Below are 14,905 nucleotides of genomic sequence, written 5' to 3'. Positions count from 1 at the left end.
AGGTTTTCTGATGGTATTTGCAAATATGGATCTAAAAACCGGAATGGAAAAACAGATTGGATCGAAGCTTGCTATTAGGGAGATTTTTAGCAATTACCATAACGGCTTTTGTTAAACACTAGTCAGTTATCATTAGCATTTGGAAGAAAACTTTTTAAAAATTCATTTTTAGGGCCAATCTCCTGGTAAAACAAGGATGTAGGCTTTAATTTTGATGTAATTACTAACCACCATAAAACGGTCCTTTTGAAAAACTTGTTGAAGTGTATACCTATTTTGGTAATACTGGCTGCCTGTGGCCAGGAAGAAAATAAATCCCGGATCAGTGAAAGCGCCCCAACTGGTGTCGCTATCGCTCACAACACCTCGTCTCTGTCGCCTGAAGAATTCAGGAGATACTCAAATGCCAGTAAAGAATTTGCGCAAAAACTGTTTGGTAATGGCCGTTTGAATGGCAGCCTTCTCGTTGCCAAAAACGGAGAGATCATTTACGAAATGTACAGCGGATTCCGCAATCCGCGTTCCCATAAAGATTCGATCACCCCTACCACACCCTTTCACCTGGCATCTGTGTCCAAAACGATCACAGCTATGGCGGTGCTGAAGCTGGTGGACGAGGGTAAAATAAAGGTATCTGATCCTCTTTCCGTCTATCTGCCCCAGTTTCCCCTGCCCGGTGTTACTGTTAAAAGCCTGTTGAATCATCGCAGCGGACTGCCGAATTATGTCCATTATATGGAAAAACTCGGCTGGGATAAAAAGAGAACGATTACAAACCAGGACGTATTTGACTTTATCGTAGCCCGTCACCAGGATATTGACATTGGTGCCGCTGACCGCAGGTTTAGTTATTCAAATACCAATTATGCATTGCTTGCCCTGCTCATCGAAAAAGTGAGTGGCCAAACTTACGGTCAATATCTCCATGTAAACCTTTTTCAGCCACTGGGTATGAAGGATACTTATGCTTATACTACTGCTGACAGTGCCCGCTCTCTTCCCTCCTATTTTCACAACGGCAGACAATATGCGTTCGATTTCCTTGACCTCGTTTACGGCGACAAAAATATTTATAGTACAGCACGCGATATGCTCAAGTTTGACCAGGCACTAAACTCCGGCAAATTTGTGAACAAATTGCTGCTCGACTCTGCGTATTCTCCTTATAGTTTCGAAAAACCAGGAACACATAATTACGGTCTGGGGTGGAGAATGCTACTTCTCAAAAACGGCAAAAAGGTAATTTACCACAATGGCTGGTGGCATGGTAACCGGGCAGCATTTTATCGCTTAATTGATGAAAATGTCGCTATCATCGCTTTCTGTAATAACGATTCCAAAATGATCTACAAGACCAAGGACATGGCAGATATTTTTGGCAATTACTTCCACGATGACTCGGCAAAGAATGATGCTATTACCCGGAGATAGCATGAGTCAATTGCCCTGAGTAATGCAATAAGTATCCTGGGATCACCATGGGAAAGTGACGATGCAATTGTCGTGCGTCATAATGATGTAAGTACCCTTGTATAAGCTGGCTGCGTCGATCCTGCACCCTAGCAAATTTTTGTTGCCGGATTGTTATAATCAATAGATTTGTTTTTGTTTTTTGCTCCAATGACAAATTCATAAGCAGATCTGTTATGCAAATCTTTTCCGCTTCGCAGATTCACCAATGGGATGAGTATACGATAAAGAATGAACCTATCAGTTCCCTCGATCTAATGGAACGAGCAGCCGGAGCATGCTTCAGGTGGCTGATGGCAAAGGGTTACAATAAAAGCAGTTTTACCATATTTTGTGGGAAGGGTAATAATGGAGGCGATGGGCTTGCTATCGCACGAATGCTTTCTATTAACGGCCAGACGGTGGTGGTTTACATCCTGGAATTCGGTCACAAGGGAACTGATGATTTTCAACAGAACCTTGCTGCTCTTCACACAACCAATGCAGTAATACGGTTTATTTCGACGGAAGAAGGTATGTATCCCGTTCCGAAAGACGATATAATTATTGATGCAATTTTTGGGTCTGGTCTGAACCGCGAACCCAGGGACCTTAATGCATCCATAATCAAACACATCAACAGATCCGGTTGTAAAGTTATTTCCATCGATATTCCCAGTGGCCTCTCGGCAGATCAGAGTTCGAAAAATTATGTTCATATTGTTGCACAACACACACTCACCTTTCAGCAATATAAGCTTGCTTTCCTGATGCCTGAAAACGAGGAAGCATGCGGGCAGATACTTTCCCTTGACATTGGACTGCACCCCGGATTCCTTCTTGAGAAGCGGAGCAATAATCACCTCGTGGATCGATCACTTATTCAGCGTATATACAAATCAAGAAACGATTTCAGTCATAAAGGAAGCTTTGGCCATGCTTTGATCATTGCGGGCAGTTATGGGAAAATGGGTGCAGCCATCCTGGCTACCAATGCATGCTTAAGATCAGGTGTCGGGCTGTGCACAGTGCATGTACCTGGCTGTGGTTTCGAGATAATGCAAACCTCCTGCCCGGAGGCAATGACCGAAACGGATGAGGGCGAACGTTATAATACCCGGTTGGCAAATCCGACCGAACGTTACGCATGTATTGGTATCGGGCCAGGCCTCGGACAGGAGGCAGAAACCTCATTACTACTTCATAATTTGATTAATAATTATCCCCTTCCACTGGTGATCGATGCGGACGCACTCAATCTCATTTCTGCTAACCATGCCTTGTTAGCGCAGCTGCCTCCAGGTTCCATACTTACTCCACATCCAAAAGAGTTTGAACGGCTATTTGGAAAAACTGATAATGATTTTGAACGAATGGATACTGCCTCAAGGATGGCCAGAGAGCTCAATATTATCATAGTTCTTAAGGGACATTTTACATTAATAGCTACCCCTGAACAAAATTATTTTAATACAACCGGAAATTCGGGGATGGCCACCGGCGGCACTGGTGATACACTCACCGGTATTATCACCGGTTTACTTGCTCAAAAATACAAGCCGGAAGACGCTGCCGTTCTGGGCGTTTATCTGCATGGCCTGGCCGGAGATATCGCTGCAGGAGAAACGGGTAAAGAAGCTCTCATTGCTTCGGATCTTATCACCTGTATGGGCAAGGCATTTTTACAACTAAAGCCGTCCTAGGTTTTTTTGCTGAGTTCGGTTTTGTCAAATGCAAGTGGGAGTAGTGCGCCGGCTTCTGGCAATACGAACACTTTGCCTTCCATTCCTCCAAGGATCAGCCTGATCGGCTGGTTCATGCGCGACTCAAACTCGGCAAGGCTTTGACGGCACATACCGCAGGGAGCGATCGGATGATCACTATCTCCGCCTACATTATTATAACTGATGGCAATGGCCGAAACCGCAACACCATGGTGCTGCGTTGCAACGGCAGCCAGTAAGGCCCTTTCAGCACAAATGCCGACAGGATATGATGCATTTTCCTGGTTTGAACCTCTTACTATTATGCCGTTTTTAAGCAAGGCTGCGGCCCCGACCCTGAAATTAGAATATGGCGCATAGGCATGGGCGGTAGCAGTTCTTGCTTCGGCTAAAAGTTCCGCGTCACTCGCATTCAACTCTTTCGTAGAGTCATATTCTTCAAAATCCAGGATATGTTGGGTTTTTTTCATTCGCGATACAATTTGAGAATACTTAAAAATAAACCATTAAACAAAACGGCCGGAGAAATGATCCGGCCGTTTGCTATCAGTTTTAATGAATTCTATGGAAGATCCTGTTCCATCTCGGGCCTTTGTCCCAACTCATCCAGATCAGCCATGCACCTCCGACTATATGATCCTCCGGAACGAAGCCCCAGAAACGACTGTCCTGCGATTTATGGCGGTTATCTCCCATCATCCAGAAATAATCCATCTTGAAAGTGTATTTGTCAGCCACAGCACCGTTGATGTAAACTTTTCCATCCCTTTCTTCCCATTCATTGTTTTCATACACCTTGATCACACGTCTGTATAGCGCAATATTCGGTGGGGTAAGCTGTATGGTCGATCCTTTTTTTGGCACCCACAGTCTTCCGAAATTGTCGATGGACCAATTGAAATAAGTAGTATCGTTCGGGTAGGTATCTCCGTAATTATTGATGATATCTCTTTTTACGCTTGTGACGCCGGCGATCTTTTTTACGATATCCACTTCGGGATTTGTAAGGTTGATCATGTAAGAATATCCCTGGCGATTTACAAAATCAGGCGATTCATCATCCTGGTTCAGATGAACCCCGGCTTCTCTTAATACATCTTCATCCAGTCTTACATTATTTGTTTCTACCAGGTAATAGGTGGACTGCGTGGGAGAAACAAAGGCTGCCTGGCCGTTGACATACAGTATACCCTCCCTGATCTCAAGTGTGTCGCCGGCTATAGCAACACATCTTTTGATGTAATTTTCTCTTTTATCAACGGGTCTTGTTGAGACGGTGTAGTCTTCCCAGACCTTGTCCCGGCCATAGGCCCTGACCATATCATAATAAGGAAACTTCGAATCAAATTCTTTTGTCAAAGTATCACCGGCAGGAAAATTGAAGACTACCACATCATTCCTGTCAACCGGTTTTTTAAACCAGCGGGTGTATGGAATCTTTACTATTTCGGTGTACGATTTTGTATTCATCGGTGGCAGGGTATGATGTACAAAAGGTACAGCGAGCGGTGTATTCGGAATCCTGGGCCCATAAGTGAGTTTGCTTACGAAGAGAAAGTCGTTGATCAATAACGTTTTCTCCATGGAGCCTGTTGGAATAACGTATGCCTCAAAGATGAAAGTCCGGATAAGTGTAGCCGCAACAATGGCAAATACTGCGGCATCGATCCATTCACGGGCTACAGATTTCTGATGTTTTTTCACGACCTCCCGGCCTAGAAAACGGTCATCTTTATTGTATCCTACATAGGGAAAATATAGAAATGGTACAAAGACAGTAGCTGCATGTTCCCAGAGTCTGAATTTGCCAAACACCTTAACCCATTCTACAAATATCCAGAGTGTGATGAACCAGCCGACCACGGGTATAAATTGCCAGAAATACCAATGTTTACGAAGCCCGGTAGCTTTATGCATTTCCCAGGTATTTAAAAAAGGAACCCAGGCTTTCCAGGAGGGAATTCCGGCTTTTTTGAACATTGCCGCCAAACCGGGAGCAGGTAACAGAACTAGTAAAATGGAGATCAGAACAAGAACAGAAAGATCGGAAAAACTCATTCTCAGGGTTTTAAAATTCGGGCAAAAATACCATAAATACGGGCAAACAAACCATGTATTAACGGTGTATTTGCAAAAAACAATATTCCGCTAAACTTGTTAGTTGTAATATCTTTCAAATTGTTACAGAGGATATGAACCATTTTTCTATTCGTGATATCGAGAATCTAAGCGGCATTAAGGCTCATACCCTCAGGATTTGGGAGCAGCGTTTCAATCTGATGTCGCCTAAGCGTAAAGCGGGTAACCATCGCTTTTATGATAACGATGATCTGAAATATATCCTCAGGATCGCATACCTGTATAACAAGGGTTATAAGATTTCACGCATTGCCTGTTTGTCTGAAAAAGAGATTCATGATCTGGCCGTTGATGTCAAATATGAAAAGGACAATCATGACATTTTCATTAACTGGCTGATGGAAGCGTCCATCGATTTTGACCAGGAAAGATTTGATAATATTTTGCGGACTGCTGAGTCTGCGCTCGGTTATGAAGAACTGGTTCTGAAGGTCATTTTTCCACTCCTGAACAAGATCGGAATGCTGTGGCTTACCGGACGCGTTATTCCCGCTCATGAGCATTTTGCCAGTTCCTTTATTAAAAACCAGATGATAGTTGCGATAAACAAACTGGACACACCTGATCCCCAAAGCCCCCGGAAAGTACTCATCTTTGCACCCAAAAATGAATTTCATGAAATACCACTTCTTTTCATGTGGTACCTGTTGAAAAAAAATAAAGTTCCGGTTATCTATCTTGGAATAAACACAGACACCGAAGTTGTGATTCATTACTGTTCAAAACAGCCTGTGACCGAATTGTATTTTTACCTGATTACAAACCTGGTCAACTGTAACATCGACAAATTTGTTACAGAGCTCTCCGCCCAGCTCCCCGACAAGAACATCTTTTTTGGTGGCGCTCATGTCTGCAAAGTGAACGTCCGGCCGCCGAATGTCACCTTGTTGCAAACTGTCAGTGAGTTAACTGCATTTGTACATCGCGGGGCTGATGTTGAATCTGTAAGTGAAAATAGTTGATTGAAACCGGCTAGTTATTAAGCCCCGAACAGATCTCCGTAACGATCTTATTGATCTCATCACAATGACTCATCACCATAAAGTGCCCCCCGTTTTTGATGACATGGGTAGGCTTCACTTTGCTAATCGGAAACAGTTTGTCATTGTCGCCATGAATATGAAAGGTTTGGGCGGGACTCCATTGGTTTTTCCAATTGAAGATATTATGCACCGACCACTTGAGATAACGCGGATCAACATTGTCTGTGAACTCATTGGCAATCTCTATCGCTTCACGACTACTCGCTCCCAGGAAATAATTTTGGATCGGTTTGATTGCGCTGAGTGGCCTTATTGATTTCAACTGCACGGAGGGCAACAGATATTCTGCCTTACATTTTCCAAAAAGCTTCATCCAGTAAGGTAATTCATGACTTGATTTCACAGAAGAGATCAGTATTACCGCCTTCACAGGAATAAGTTTCGCAATCTCGATCGCCATCATTCCCCCAAACGAAACACCCATCAGAACAGGTAATTCGTGTTTTATATTTATTGCCAGCCTTTTTGCATAAGCTTCCAGCGCTTCAGATTTTTCCTGCGGCAGCATCCAGTCCAGGTGTACAAGATCTGCGTGGGGGATAGTAACATTTTTAAAGATGCGCTGATCTGCCCCCAGCCCGCTGAGGCAATAAATATATTCGGTGTTGTTTTTCACAAATAACTTCTCCCGTGCTGTTCCTTCATCTGATATATTATTGTCTGACCGCAATGTTAACGATGGTTATCCGCAATTATTACATGCCGGGTTATCCAGATCGGATTTCATCAGCTCAGTATTTGCCCGTCATATTATCTTGAAGCCAATTGCGGTTATTATGATCCATGATTAGGCAGTACATAAGAGCGTACATCGTCTGCCGTAATCGTCTTGCCTGAGAGTATGATCAGCCTCTCAACAACGTTCCTCAGTTCGCGGATATTCCCAGTCCAGTTATGTTGTTTCAGTGTGTCAATTGCATCCTTGTCAATTCCTTTTTTAGCAATGCCATAATCGGTACAGATATCAGTCAGAAACTTATCGACAAGCAAAGGGATGTCATCCCGACGGTCATTCAGTGATGGTACATGAATGATGATAACACTCAGACGATGGTAAAGATCCAGGCGAAAATTTTTCTCGTCAACCTCCTTTAACAGGTCCTTATTAGTTGCAGCAATTACACGAACGTCTACGCTGATATCCTTATCACCACCTACCCTTGTTATCTTACCTTCCTGGAGCGCACGCAACACTTTCGCCTGCGCACTCAAACTCATATCACCTATCTCATCGAGGAACAGTGTGCCTCCATGTGCTTGTTCAAATTTGCCAATTCTTTGTTTAACAGCGGAAGTAAACGATCCTTTTTCGTGACCAAATAATTCGCTTTCGATCAGCTCGCTGGGAATAGCGGCACAATTCACTTCAATAAGCGGCCCGGTCGCCCGGTTACTTTTTTCATGAACCCATCTTGCCACTAATTCTTTACCCACCCCGTTTTCACCTGTAACCAGGATCCTTGCCTCAGTGGGTCCCACCTTATCAATCGTGTCTTTAATCTTCGTGATCGGACTTGATTCGCCTATCATTTCCTCCACCTTGCTCACTTTCCTCTTCAACACTTTTGCTTCCGCCACCAGGTTGGTTTTGTCCATCGCGTTGCGGATGGTTATCAGGAGGCGGTTCAGATCAGGCGGTTTTGAGATATAATCGTAAGCACCTTTCTTTACGGCTTCAACAGCAGTTTCAATCGTGCCGTGACCGGAAATCATGATCACCGGGATGTCGGGGTTAACTTCCCGCGCCTTATCAAGAAATTCAAGGCCATCGAGTTTGGGCATTTTGATGTCACAAAGCACCACGTCGTAGGCCTTATCCCGGAACTTCTTTAGACCTTCGTCGCCATCACCGGCTTCTTCAATTTTATATCCTTCGTAAGATAAAATTTCCGTCAGGGTTTTCCGGATTGCTTTTTCATCATCTATGATCAGAATATTCGACATATAATTTTAACAGTCTTTTGCGTGGATTAATTACGAAGTATCATCACAGTCCAGGTAACAGTATTAACAGAACCTAAACCGATTTTATGCAAATTCCCATGATACTCACGGTTCTTTTGTCTTTTTTTCTTGAAGGATTGACCCACTCGCAACAAAAAAGCGTTTCGGATTTGCCGCCGCAAAATAATACTTTATTTGAGCATGTCGGTGATATTCCGCTTCCCGACGGTTATTCGAGGATAGATATAGCTCCCGCATCTTTTGGGAGTTGGCTGAGGAAGATCAGGTTGAGAAAGGATAATGTGGTCTATCTGTATGACGGAACCAGGAAGCCTAACCAGCAAGCCCAGTTCGCCGTGTTGGAGAAGCCTGTCGGAAAAAAGGACCTGCAACAGTGTGCTGACGCGATTATGAGACTGAGGGCGGAGTACCTGCTCGATGCCGGCAGGGACAATGAAATATGTTTTATCGATAATGCAGGCAGGAAGTACTTGTACAACGCCACCGGAAGTTCTTTAGGTTTTGAGAGATATCTCGAAAGGGTTTACAGTTATTGTGGCACGGCCTCCCTTTCCCGCCAGCTGAAAAAGGTAAAGGACTTTGAACAAATCAAGCCGGGAGATATTTTGATCAAGGGAGGATTTCCCGGGCACGCAGTGATCGTGATGGATGTCGCGATGAACCGTTCAGGAAGAAAGATCTACATGGTTGCCCAAAGTTACATGCCGGCACAATCCATTCACGTCCTGAAGAATCCCTCCGGGAATTCAGTTTCACCCTGGTACGTGGCAGACAACTCTCTGATGCCCATCGTGACACCGGAATGGACCTTCACAACGGACCAGCTCATGGAGTGGTAATCTATCTTATCCAGAATTCAAAGCTGATTCCGGAATTAAATGATAATCAGGTACCTAATGCCAAAAAACATGTATCTGGGGAAAAAAGAGGTCAGATTTTCCCTACCGGGCTTGCACTTTTGGCTAATCTGGATTAATTTAGATCTGTATCCATGTAAAAACAATTATCCAACACCTAAAAAAGTATCACCTATGAAAACAGAACTACACATCGAAGCAACTCCTGTTGTCAGTAGAACTATTGTTAAGCTAGCACTTTTAGGGGGACTTACCCTTGGCCTCGTTTACGGAGTCCTGATGGTGTTTGTTAATGCAGTGAAAATATTTGAATAGTTGCGATAAGAACATTAACGGCCGGATGCTTTTGCTTCCGGCTTTTTTTTGCCTATACACGTATCAAAAAATAATCCCGGGAGTAATCCCGGGATTGTAGAAACATTATGAGACTGGCTGATATGTTATTAGGCTGACAGGTGTTCAACAACCTGCTAAAGATTACTTCTTCTGATACATTACATCTTTCACCAGTCTTACCGTACGTGCAACATCCGGAAGCGCAAGAGCCACCAGGTTTGGAGCATAGTGCAAAGGCGCATCTGCAGCAGTGATCCTACGGATCGGAGCATCCAGGTAATCGAATCCCTCTTTTTGTATCTGGTAAGTAATCTCCGAAGAAATGGAGGCGAAAGGCCACTGCTCTTCAACTATTACTAACCTGTTTGTTTTTTTAACGCTTTCCAGGATGGTCATCCAGTCCAGCGGACGGATGGTCCGGAGATCAATCACTTCTGCGCTGATCCCTTCTTTTTCCAGTTCTACGGCAGCTCCGAGGGCTACCTTCATCATTTTGTTGAATGAAACAATGGTGACATCCGAACCGGGGCGTTTTATGTCTGCCTTGCCGATAGGAATAATGTACTCACCATCGGGAACCTCTCCTTTTTCTCCATACATAAGTTCCGCCTCCATGAAAATAACAGGATCGTCATCACGGATAGCGGCTTTCAACAAGCCCTTAGCGTCATACGGGTTTGAAACCGATATAACTTTTAGTCCGGGTATGTTTGCATAATAGCTTTCAAACGCAGTGGAATGCTGTGCACCCAACTGGCCTGCCGAACCGTTCGGACCGCGGAAAACGATTGGACATCCAACCTGTCCGCCGCTCATTGCCAACATCTTAGAAGCGGTATTTAATATTTGATCTAAGGCAAGAACTGCAAAGTTCCAGGTCATGTATTCAACAATCGGGCGAAGGCCATTCTGAGCTGCACCAACCGCAATACCGGTAAAACCCAACTCCGAAATAGGTGTATCAATAACTCTTTTCGGACCAAACTCGTCCAGCATACCCTGGCTAACCTTGTAAGCACCGTTGTATTCGGCAACTTCTTCTCCCATAAGAAACACACGATCATCTCTCCTCATTTCTTCGCTCATCGCTTCACGTAGTGCTTCCCGGTATGCAATTTGTCTTGCCATTGATTCTAAAATTTAAGTTGGGCAAAATTATCGGTTGGTGACCAGATAAACAAGAATTGAATATGATTTATAGGATATTAGAACAGGGTCACTCATACTTCCCAATCATCGCATATCATGGCAAAGGTTTCCTTGGCAGCTTTTCATCCCGCTGCGCTGTGTTGTATACAAATGCAGCAATGATCGTGGCAGCCTGCTTCAGATCATCGGCCTGCAAATGATCATATCCATCCATGTTTGTATGATGTGTTCTTGTGCCGTATTCAATCGGGTCCTGAATAAACTGGAATCCCGGGATAAACACTGCATCGAAGGCCTGGTGATCTGTGCCGCCGGTATTTTGCAGGGTTACGGTTGTTGCACCCAGATCATTGAAAGGGCTTAACCACTGTTTGAAAATATCCTTAACCCCTGCATTGCCCTGTGTATATATTCCCCTGATCTTGCCTGTTCCATTATCCAGGTTAAAATATCCGGAAACCTTGTCGCCCTCTTTATTGAAACGGCGGGGAACAACTGTAGTATCCGTAAAATGATTTTTGACATAATTGCGGGAACCATGCAGACCTTGCTCCTCTCCGCCCCAAAGCGCAATCCGGATTGTTCTGCGAGGTTTAACTCCGAGGGCTTTCAGAATTCTGACAGCTTCCATCATTACTGCGCAACCCGCTGCATTGTCTGTTGCGCCATGTGAAGCATGCCATGAATCAAGGTGACCACCAAGCATTACGATCTCGTCTTTCAAATCTTTATCAGTACCCTTGATCTCTGCTATGACGTTATAACCCTTCGTATCAGCGGCAGTAAATCTTGATTTCACATCCAGTTCCAGTTTCACCGGTACGTTCGCTGCCGCCAGCCTGTATAAGCTCATGTATTCTTCAAAGGCAACAACGATGTCAAGGAAGTTTGCCTGGGCTGAAGCTGAATAAGCGCCTCCACCCTGGACAAATAAAGTACCGTCGCGGCCGCGGGGAGTTGTGCTGATGATTGCTACGGCGCCTTCCTTAACGGCCATTTCTTTGAGTGTTGCCAGGTTGATTGCAGATCCACCACCCTGGACCTGGCGAAAAGTGCCGGGTGCCCTTGCTGGTACAGCTTTGGGATCATAGTCTGCCATTTTTTGCAGTTGTTCGGTGGTGTAACGTGAAGCGTCAGCCGAATAAGTAGGTATCAACGTATCGGTCCTGGGAAGAATGATGATCTTCCCCTTTAGTTTGCCTTCGAAGGCTTTCAACTCTTCCTGGTTTTTTGCGGTGAGCAACACCAGGTCCGCGGTTTGGAGACCGTTGGTACTTGCTGTCCACGTTTTTGGCAATGCAATAAGTGGCCGATAATAAGGTGCCGTCATGGCTATATAAGATTTCTGAAGCTCCCAGCCTTTGCCCCATTCACCCCAGGACTCCAGCTTTGCATTCTCCAGGCCAAAGCCGGATAAAGCTGTCTTAGCATAGTTGGCGGCCTTCAGGTAACCGGGTGAATTCATGAGCCTCGGTCCGTTTACATCCGTGAGCTGGAACACAATGTCCATGACTTTCGAATTATTCAGGCCTTCAGCCCGTATTTTCTGCATCATGTCCTGGTCAATTTTTTCCTGACCAGTCGCGATGACATTCAATGCAAGCAATGAAAGGGAGATACAAATTTTTCTCATGCAATAAGTTTTTTGGCTAAGCTGGGAAGATACAAGCAGAAAAGTTTCAGCTGAAACGTTTTATTGCAACGGTGCTTCATATTGCAGGTCCGGCAGTCTAAAATTTAAAATTCCAGGTAACGGCCGGAATGATGGGAAAAAGGGAAACCTTTAACGCCTCTACTTTCAGATCTCCTGAGGTGGCGGTGCCTGTCTGATCGAAATAAATGAAATATGGGTTGAACCGGCTGTAGACATTGTAAATACTAAACACCCAACTAGTTTTCAGTTTTTTATTCTGCCGGTTTTGTGGCGTCAGGGTCGCCGAGAAATCAAGCCGGTGATAAGCGGGCAATCGATACTGGTTGAGTTTGCTGTACTCCTGCGTTAATACCCCGCTGACAAGATAGAATCGTTCCGGCAACGTTGTGGCATTGCCTGTACCGTAAACAAACACAGCGGAAAATTTCCATTTCTTGTTGAACTCATACATTCCGACCACTGACAGATCATGCCGCCTGTCGAACTTTGCATAGTAGGTTTCGCCACCATTTAAGTCAGGAAATTTTCGCCTGGTCCATGATAATGTATAGCCGATCCAACCGGTGAGCTGACCCCTGGACTTATTGATAAAAAGTTCAGACCCGTAACTCCATCCGCGACCGAATACAAACTCTTCCTCCGGATCATTTAAAGATGGGGTATAGCCTTCTCCGTATTCAATCTGGTTCTCCATGTTTTTGTAATAGACTTCAAGTGAAGTTTCAAAAAGATGGTTGTTGAAATTCTTGAATACACCAACCGCATAGAGCCAGCTTTTCTGTGGCTGAACCCGGTAAGTGCTGGGGACCCAGAGGTCAGTTGGCAAAGTAGAACCGGCATTGCTGACAAGATGTATATACTGGAGATTGCGCGAAACTGCTGCCTTTACGGATGTTTCTTCATCTATCGCGTACCTTAGGGAAAGCCTCGGTTCTGGTCCGCCATATGTTTTCACTACCCCGCTGTTAAAAACAACACTATCGAGCCTGTTGCCATCTGCATCTTTTTCATATATAGTATGTGGACCAAGCTGGCTAAAGGTACTGTACCGCAGGCCAGCATTAAGCTGCAGCTTGTCACTTATCTCCCAATCATCCTGGATATAGATTCCTGTTTCCAGTGCATACTTTTTATTTACGTTATCAGGCTCAAAAACGGTTTCGCCCTGTCGCCCACTCAACACGTTGGGAATAAATGTGTGGTAGGTGGCAATACCCCCGAACTTCAATTTATGTTGTGGTGCAGGGTAATAGTCAAAATCGAGTTTTACACCAACATCCCTGATTCCTGAGGATAGCTTTATTTCAAAATCATTTTGTGCCGCCCCGAATGAAAAGTTATAACTGTTATAAACCGCCGTGGTGTTTGCGAAAAGCTTCCGGTTGAATACATGGTTCCATCTCAGCGTTCCCGTTGCATTTCCCCAGGGAATGTCTGCTTTAAATCCACGTTCGGAATTCCTGAAATCAAACACATCCCGGCCGAAATAACCACTCAGATAAAGCCGGTCACGATCTGAAAACTTATAATTCACTTTCGTATTCAGATCATAGAAATAATAACCGGACCCGTGAGCCGGGTTCGATTTGGGGATGAATGGTTTTGTCAATACATCAATATAGGTGCGTCTTGCCGATACAATAAAAGAAGCTTTGTCTTTAAGAATGGGTCCCTGGACCGATATCCTTGAGGCTATGAGGCCAAGTCCGCCATCCACCTCCATCTTTTTCATATTTCCTTCTTTCATGGCAACGTCAAGCACAGATGAAAGCCTGCCTCCATACTGTGGTGGCATTCCACCTTTGATCAGGGTAGTGTTTTTTATGGCGTCCGCATTAAATATTGAAAAGAAACCAAACAGGTGGCCTGTATTGTATACAATCGCATCATCCAGCAGGATAAGATTCTGGTCTGGTCCGCCACCTCTCACATACAGCCCGGTATTACCCTCGCCTGCGTTCCTTACACCCGGCAATAACTGCAGTGTCTTGAGAATGTCTGTCTCTCCCATTAAAACAGGAACAGATTTTATCTGGTTGATGGAAAGATCAATCCTTCCCATCTGTGAGCTTTTAACGTTTGCATCTCTTTTCCGGGAGGATACGACAACCTCTTCCAGGTAACCCTGGGGCAATAGCTGGAAGTTGTATTGAAGGTTCTGATTTAAATCTGCTTCGATTACTTTAGACTGGTAACCCGCGAAAGAAACGGTGATCTGGTATTTACCTTCTTCAAGCGTAATTGAATAAAACCCGTAACTATTACTGTTGACGCCTTTGCCACCTCCATTAATAATTATGGACGCTCCCGCCATTGATTCCGCTGACAATGAATCACGTACATAACCGCTCAGCGTGTATTTTTTCAGGGATATCCGGGAACTTGTAATCGTCGGGATGGCCGGGCGGCTGGGCTCACCGTTGACAGGCGCCGCCTGGGCGGTTACCAACGGGCATTGAAACAGGCAGTATACAAATGAAATGATGATAATCAACAACCGGCTCACACCAGCACTTACGAAGAATTTTTCATTTGGTTCATCTACTGACAGCCGGCTAGTAACTATTCGCATGAACAATATTGAAAATG

General features: G+C 44.6%; 12 protein-coding genes. 5 read left to right on the top strand and 7 right to left on the bottom strand.

Features of this window, described 5'->3' with window-relative positions; translation table 11 throughout:
• The first annotated feature begins 246 nt into the window (after positions 1 to 246).
• Together ACX0G7_RS01035 and ACX0G7_RS01030 are read left to right on the top strand one after the other, a co-directional pair.
• Positions 247 to 1,431, top strand: a complete 1,185-nt coding sequence (locus ACX0G7_RS01035; RefSeq protein ID WP_458921543.1) for a serine hydrolase domain-containing protein — start codon at positions 247 to 249, stop codon at positions 1,429 to 1,431.
• Between the two features lie 215 nt (positions 1,432 to 1,646).
• On the top strand, positions 1,647 to 3,152 hold the full coding sequence (locus ACX0G7_RS01030) for an NAD(P)H-hydrate dehydratase (protein ID WP_458921542.1): 1,506 nt from the start codon (positions 1,647 to 1,649) through the stop codon (positions 3,150 to 3,152).
• On the opposite strand, the gene ACX0G7_RS01025 is transcribed toward ACX0G7_RS01030, so the two are convergent.
• Together ACX0G7_RS01025 and lepB are read right to left on the bottom strand one after the other, a co-directional pair.
• The gene (locus tag ACX0G7_RS01025) at positions 3,149 to 3,643 is read right to left on the bottom strand and encodes a cytidine deaminase (protein WP_458921541.1); all 495 of its coding nucleotides are present in this window, start codon (positions 3,641 to 3,643) and stop codon (positions 3,149 to 3,151) included. The two genes, ACX0G7_RS01030 and ACX0G7_RS01025, sit on opposite strands and share 4 nt — an antisense overlap.
• Positions 3,644 to 3,725: 82 nt before the next feature.
• The gene (lepB, locus tag ACX0G7_RS01020; protein ID WP_458921540.1) at positions 3,726 to 5,231 is read right to left on the bottom strand and encodes a signal peptidase I; all 1,506 of its coding nucleotides are present in this window, start codon (positions 5,229 to 5,231) and stop codon (positions 3,726 to 3,728) included.
• 134 nt (positions 5,232 to 5,365) lie between these two features.
• On the opposite strand from lepB, the gene ACX0G7_RS01015 reads away from it, so the two are divergent.
• Positions 5,366 to 6,274, top strand: coding sequence for a MerR family transcriptional regulator (locus ACX0G7_RS01015; RefSeq protein WP_458921539.1), 909 nt, complete (start codon positions 5,366 to 5,368; stop codon positions 6,272 to 6,274).
• A gap of 10 nt (positions 6,275 to 6,284) precedes the next feature.
• Here the strand turns inward: ACX0G7_RS01015 and ACX0G7_RS01010 are convergent, their stop codons facing one another.
• Together ACX0G7_RS01010 and ACX0G7_RS01005 are read right to left on the bottom strand one after the other, a co-directional pair.
• Entirely contained in the window at positions 6,285 to 7,025 is a 741-nt protein-coding gene (locus tag ACX0G7_RS01010; RefSeq protein ID WP_458921538.1) for an alpha/beta fold hydrolase, read from the bottom strand.
• 104 nt (positions 7,026 to 7,129) lie between these two features.
• Positions 7,130 to 8,299, bottom strand: a complete 1,170-nt coding sequence (locus ACX0G7_RS01005) for a sigma-54-dependent transcriptional regulator (RefSeq protein WP_458921537.1) — start codon at positions 8,297 to 8,299, stop codon at positions 7,130 to 7,132.
• Between the two features lie 86 nt (positions 8,300 to 8,385).
• Between ACX0G7_RS01005 and ACX0G7_RS01000 the strand changes: the two genes are divergently transcribed.
• Both ACX0G7_RS01000 and ACX0G7_RS00995 read left to right on the top strand, forming a co-directional pair.
• A complete protein-coding gene (locus ACX0G7_RS01000) occupies positions 8,386 to 9,159 on the top strand; it encodes a DUF4846 domain-containing protein (RefSeq protein ID WP_458921536.1) in 774 nt (257 codons plus the stop codon).
• Positions 9,160 to 9,216: 57 nt separating this feature from the next.
• Positions 9,217 to 9,492: a hypothetical protein gene (locus tag ACX0G7_RS00995; RefSeq protein ID WP_458921535.1), complete on the top strand. Its 276-nt coding sequence runs from the start codon at positions 9,217 to 9,219 to the stop codon at positions 9,490 to 9,492.
• A 162-nt stretch (positions 9,493 to 9,654) separates the two neighbouring features.
• Here ACX0G7_RS00995 and ACX0G7_RS00990 read toward each other — a convergent pair whose 3' ends face one another.
• From ACX0G7_RS00990 to ACX0G7_RS00980, 3 genes are all read right to left on the bottom strand, one after another.
• Complete coding sequence (locus ACX0G7_RS00990; RefSeq protein ID WP_458921534.1) at positions 9,655 to 10,641, bottom strand: pyruvate dehydrogenase complex E1 component subunit beta; 987 nt, start codon at positions 10,639 to 10,641, stop codon at positions 9,655 to 9,657.
• Positions 10,642 to 10,756: 115 nt separating this feature from the next.
• Entirely contained in the window at positions 10,757 to 12,295 is a 1,539-nt protein-coding gene (locus tag ACX0G7_RS00985) for a M20/M25/M40 family metallo-hydrolase (RefSeq protein ID WP_458921533.1), read from the bottom strand.
• Between the two features lie 97 nt (positions 12,296 to 12,392).
• Entirely contained in the window at positions 12,393 to 14,888 is a 2,496-nt protein-coding gene (locus ACX0G7_RS00980; protein WP_458921532.1) for a TonB-dependent receptor, read from the bottom strand.
• Positions 14,889 to 14,905 lie beyond the last annotated feature (17 nt).

The organism is Flavitalea antarctica, assembly GCF_054461535.1.
The sequence above is the reverse complement of the archived record's forward strand: the minus strand, read 5'-3'. Positions and strand labels throughout refer to the sequence as shown.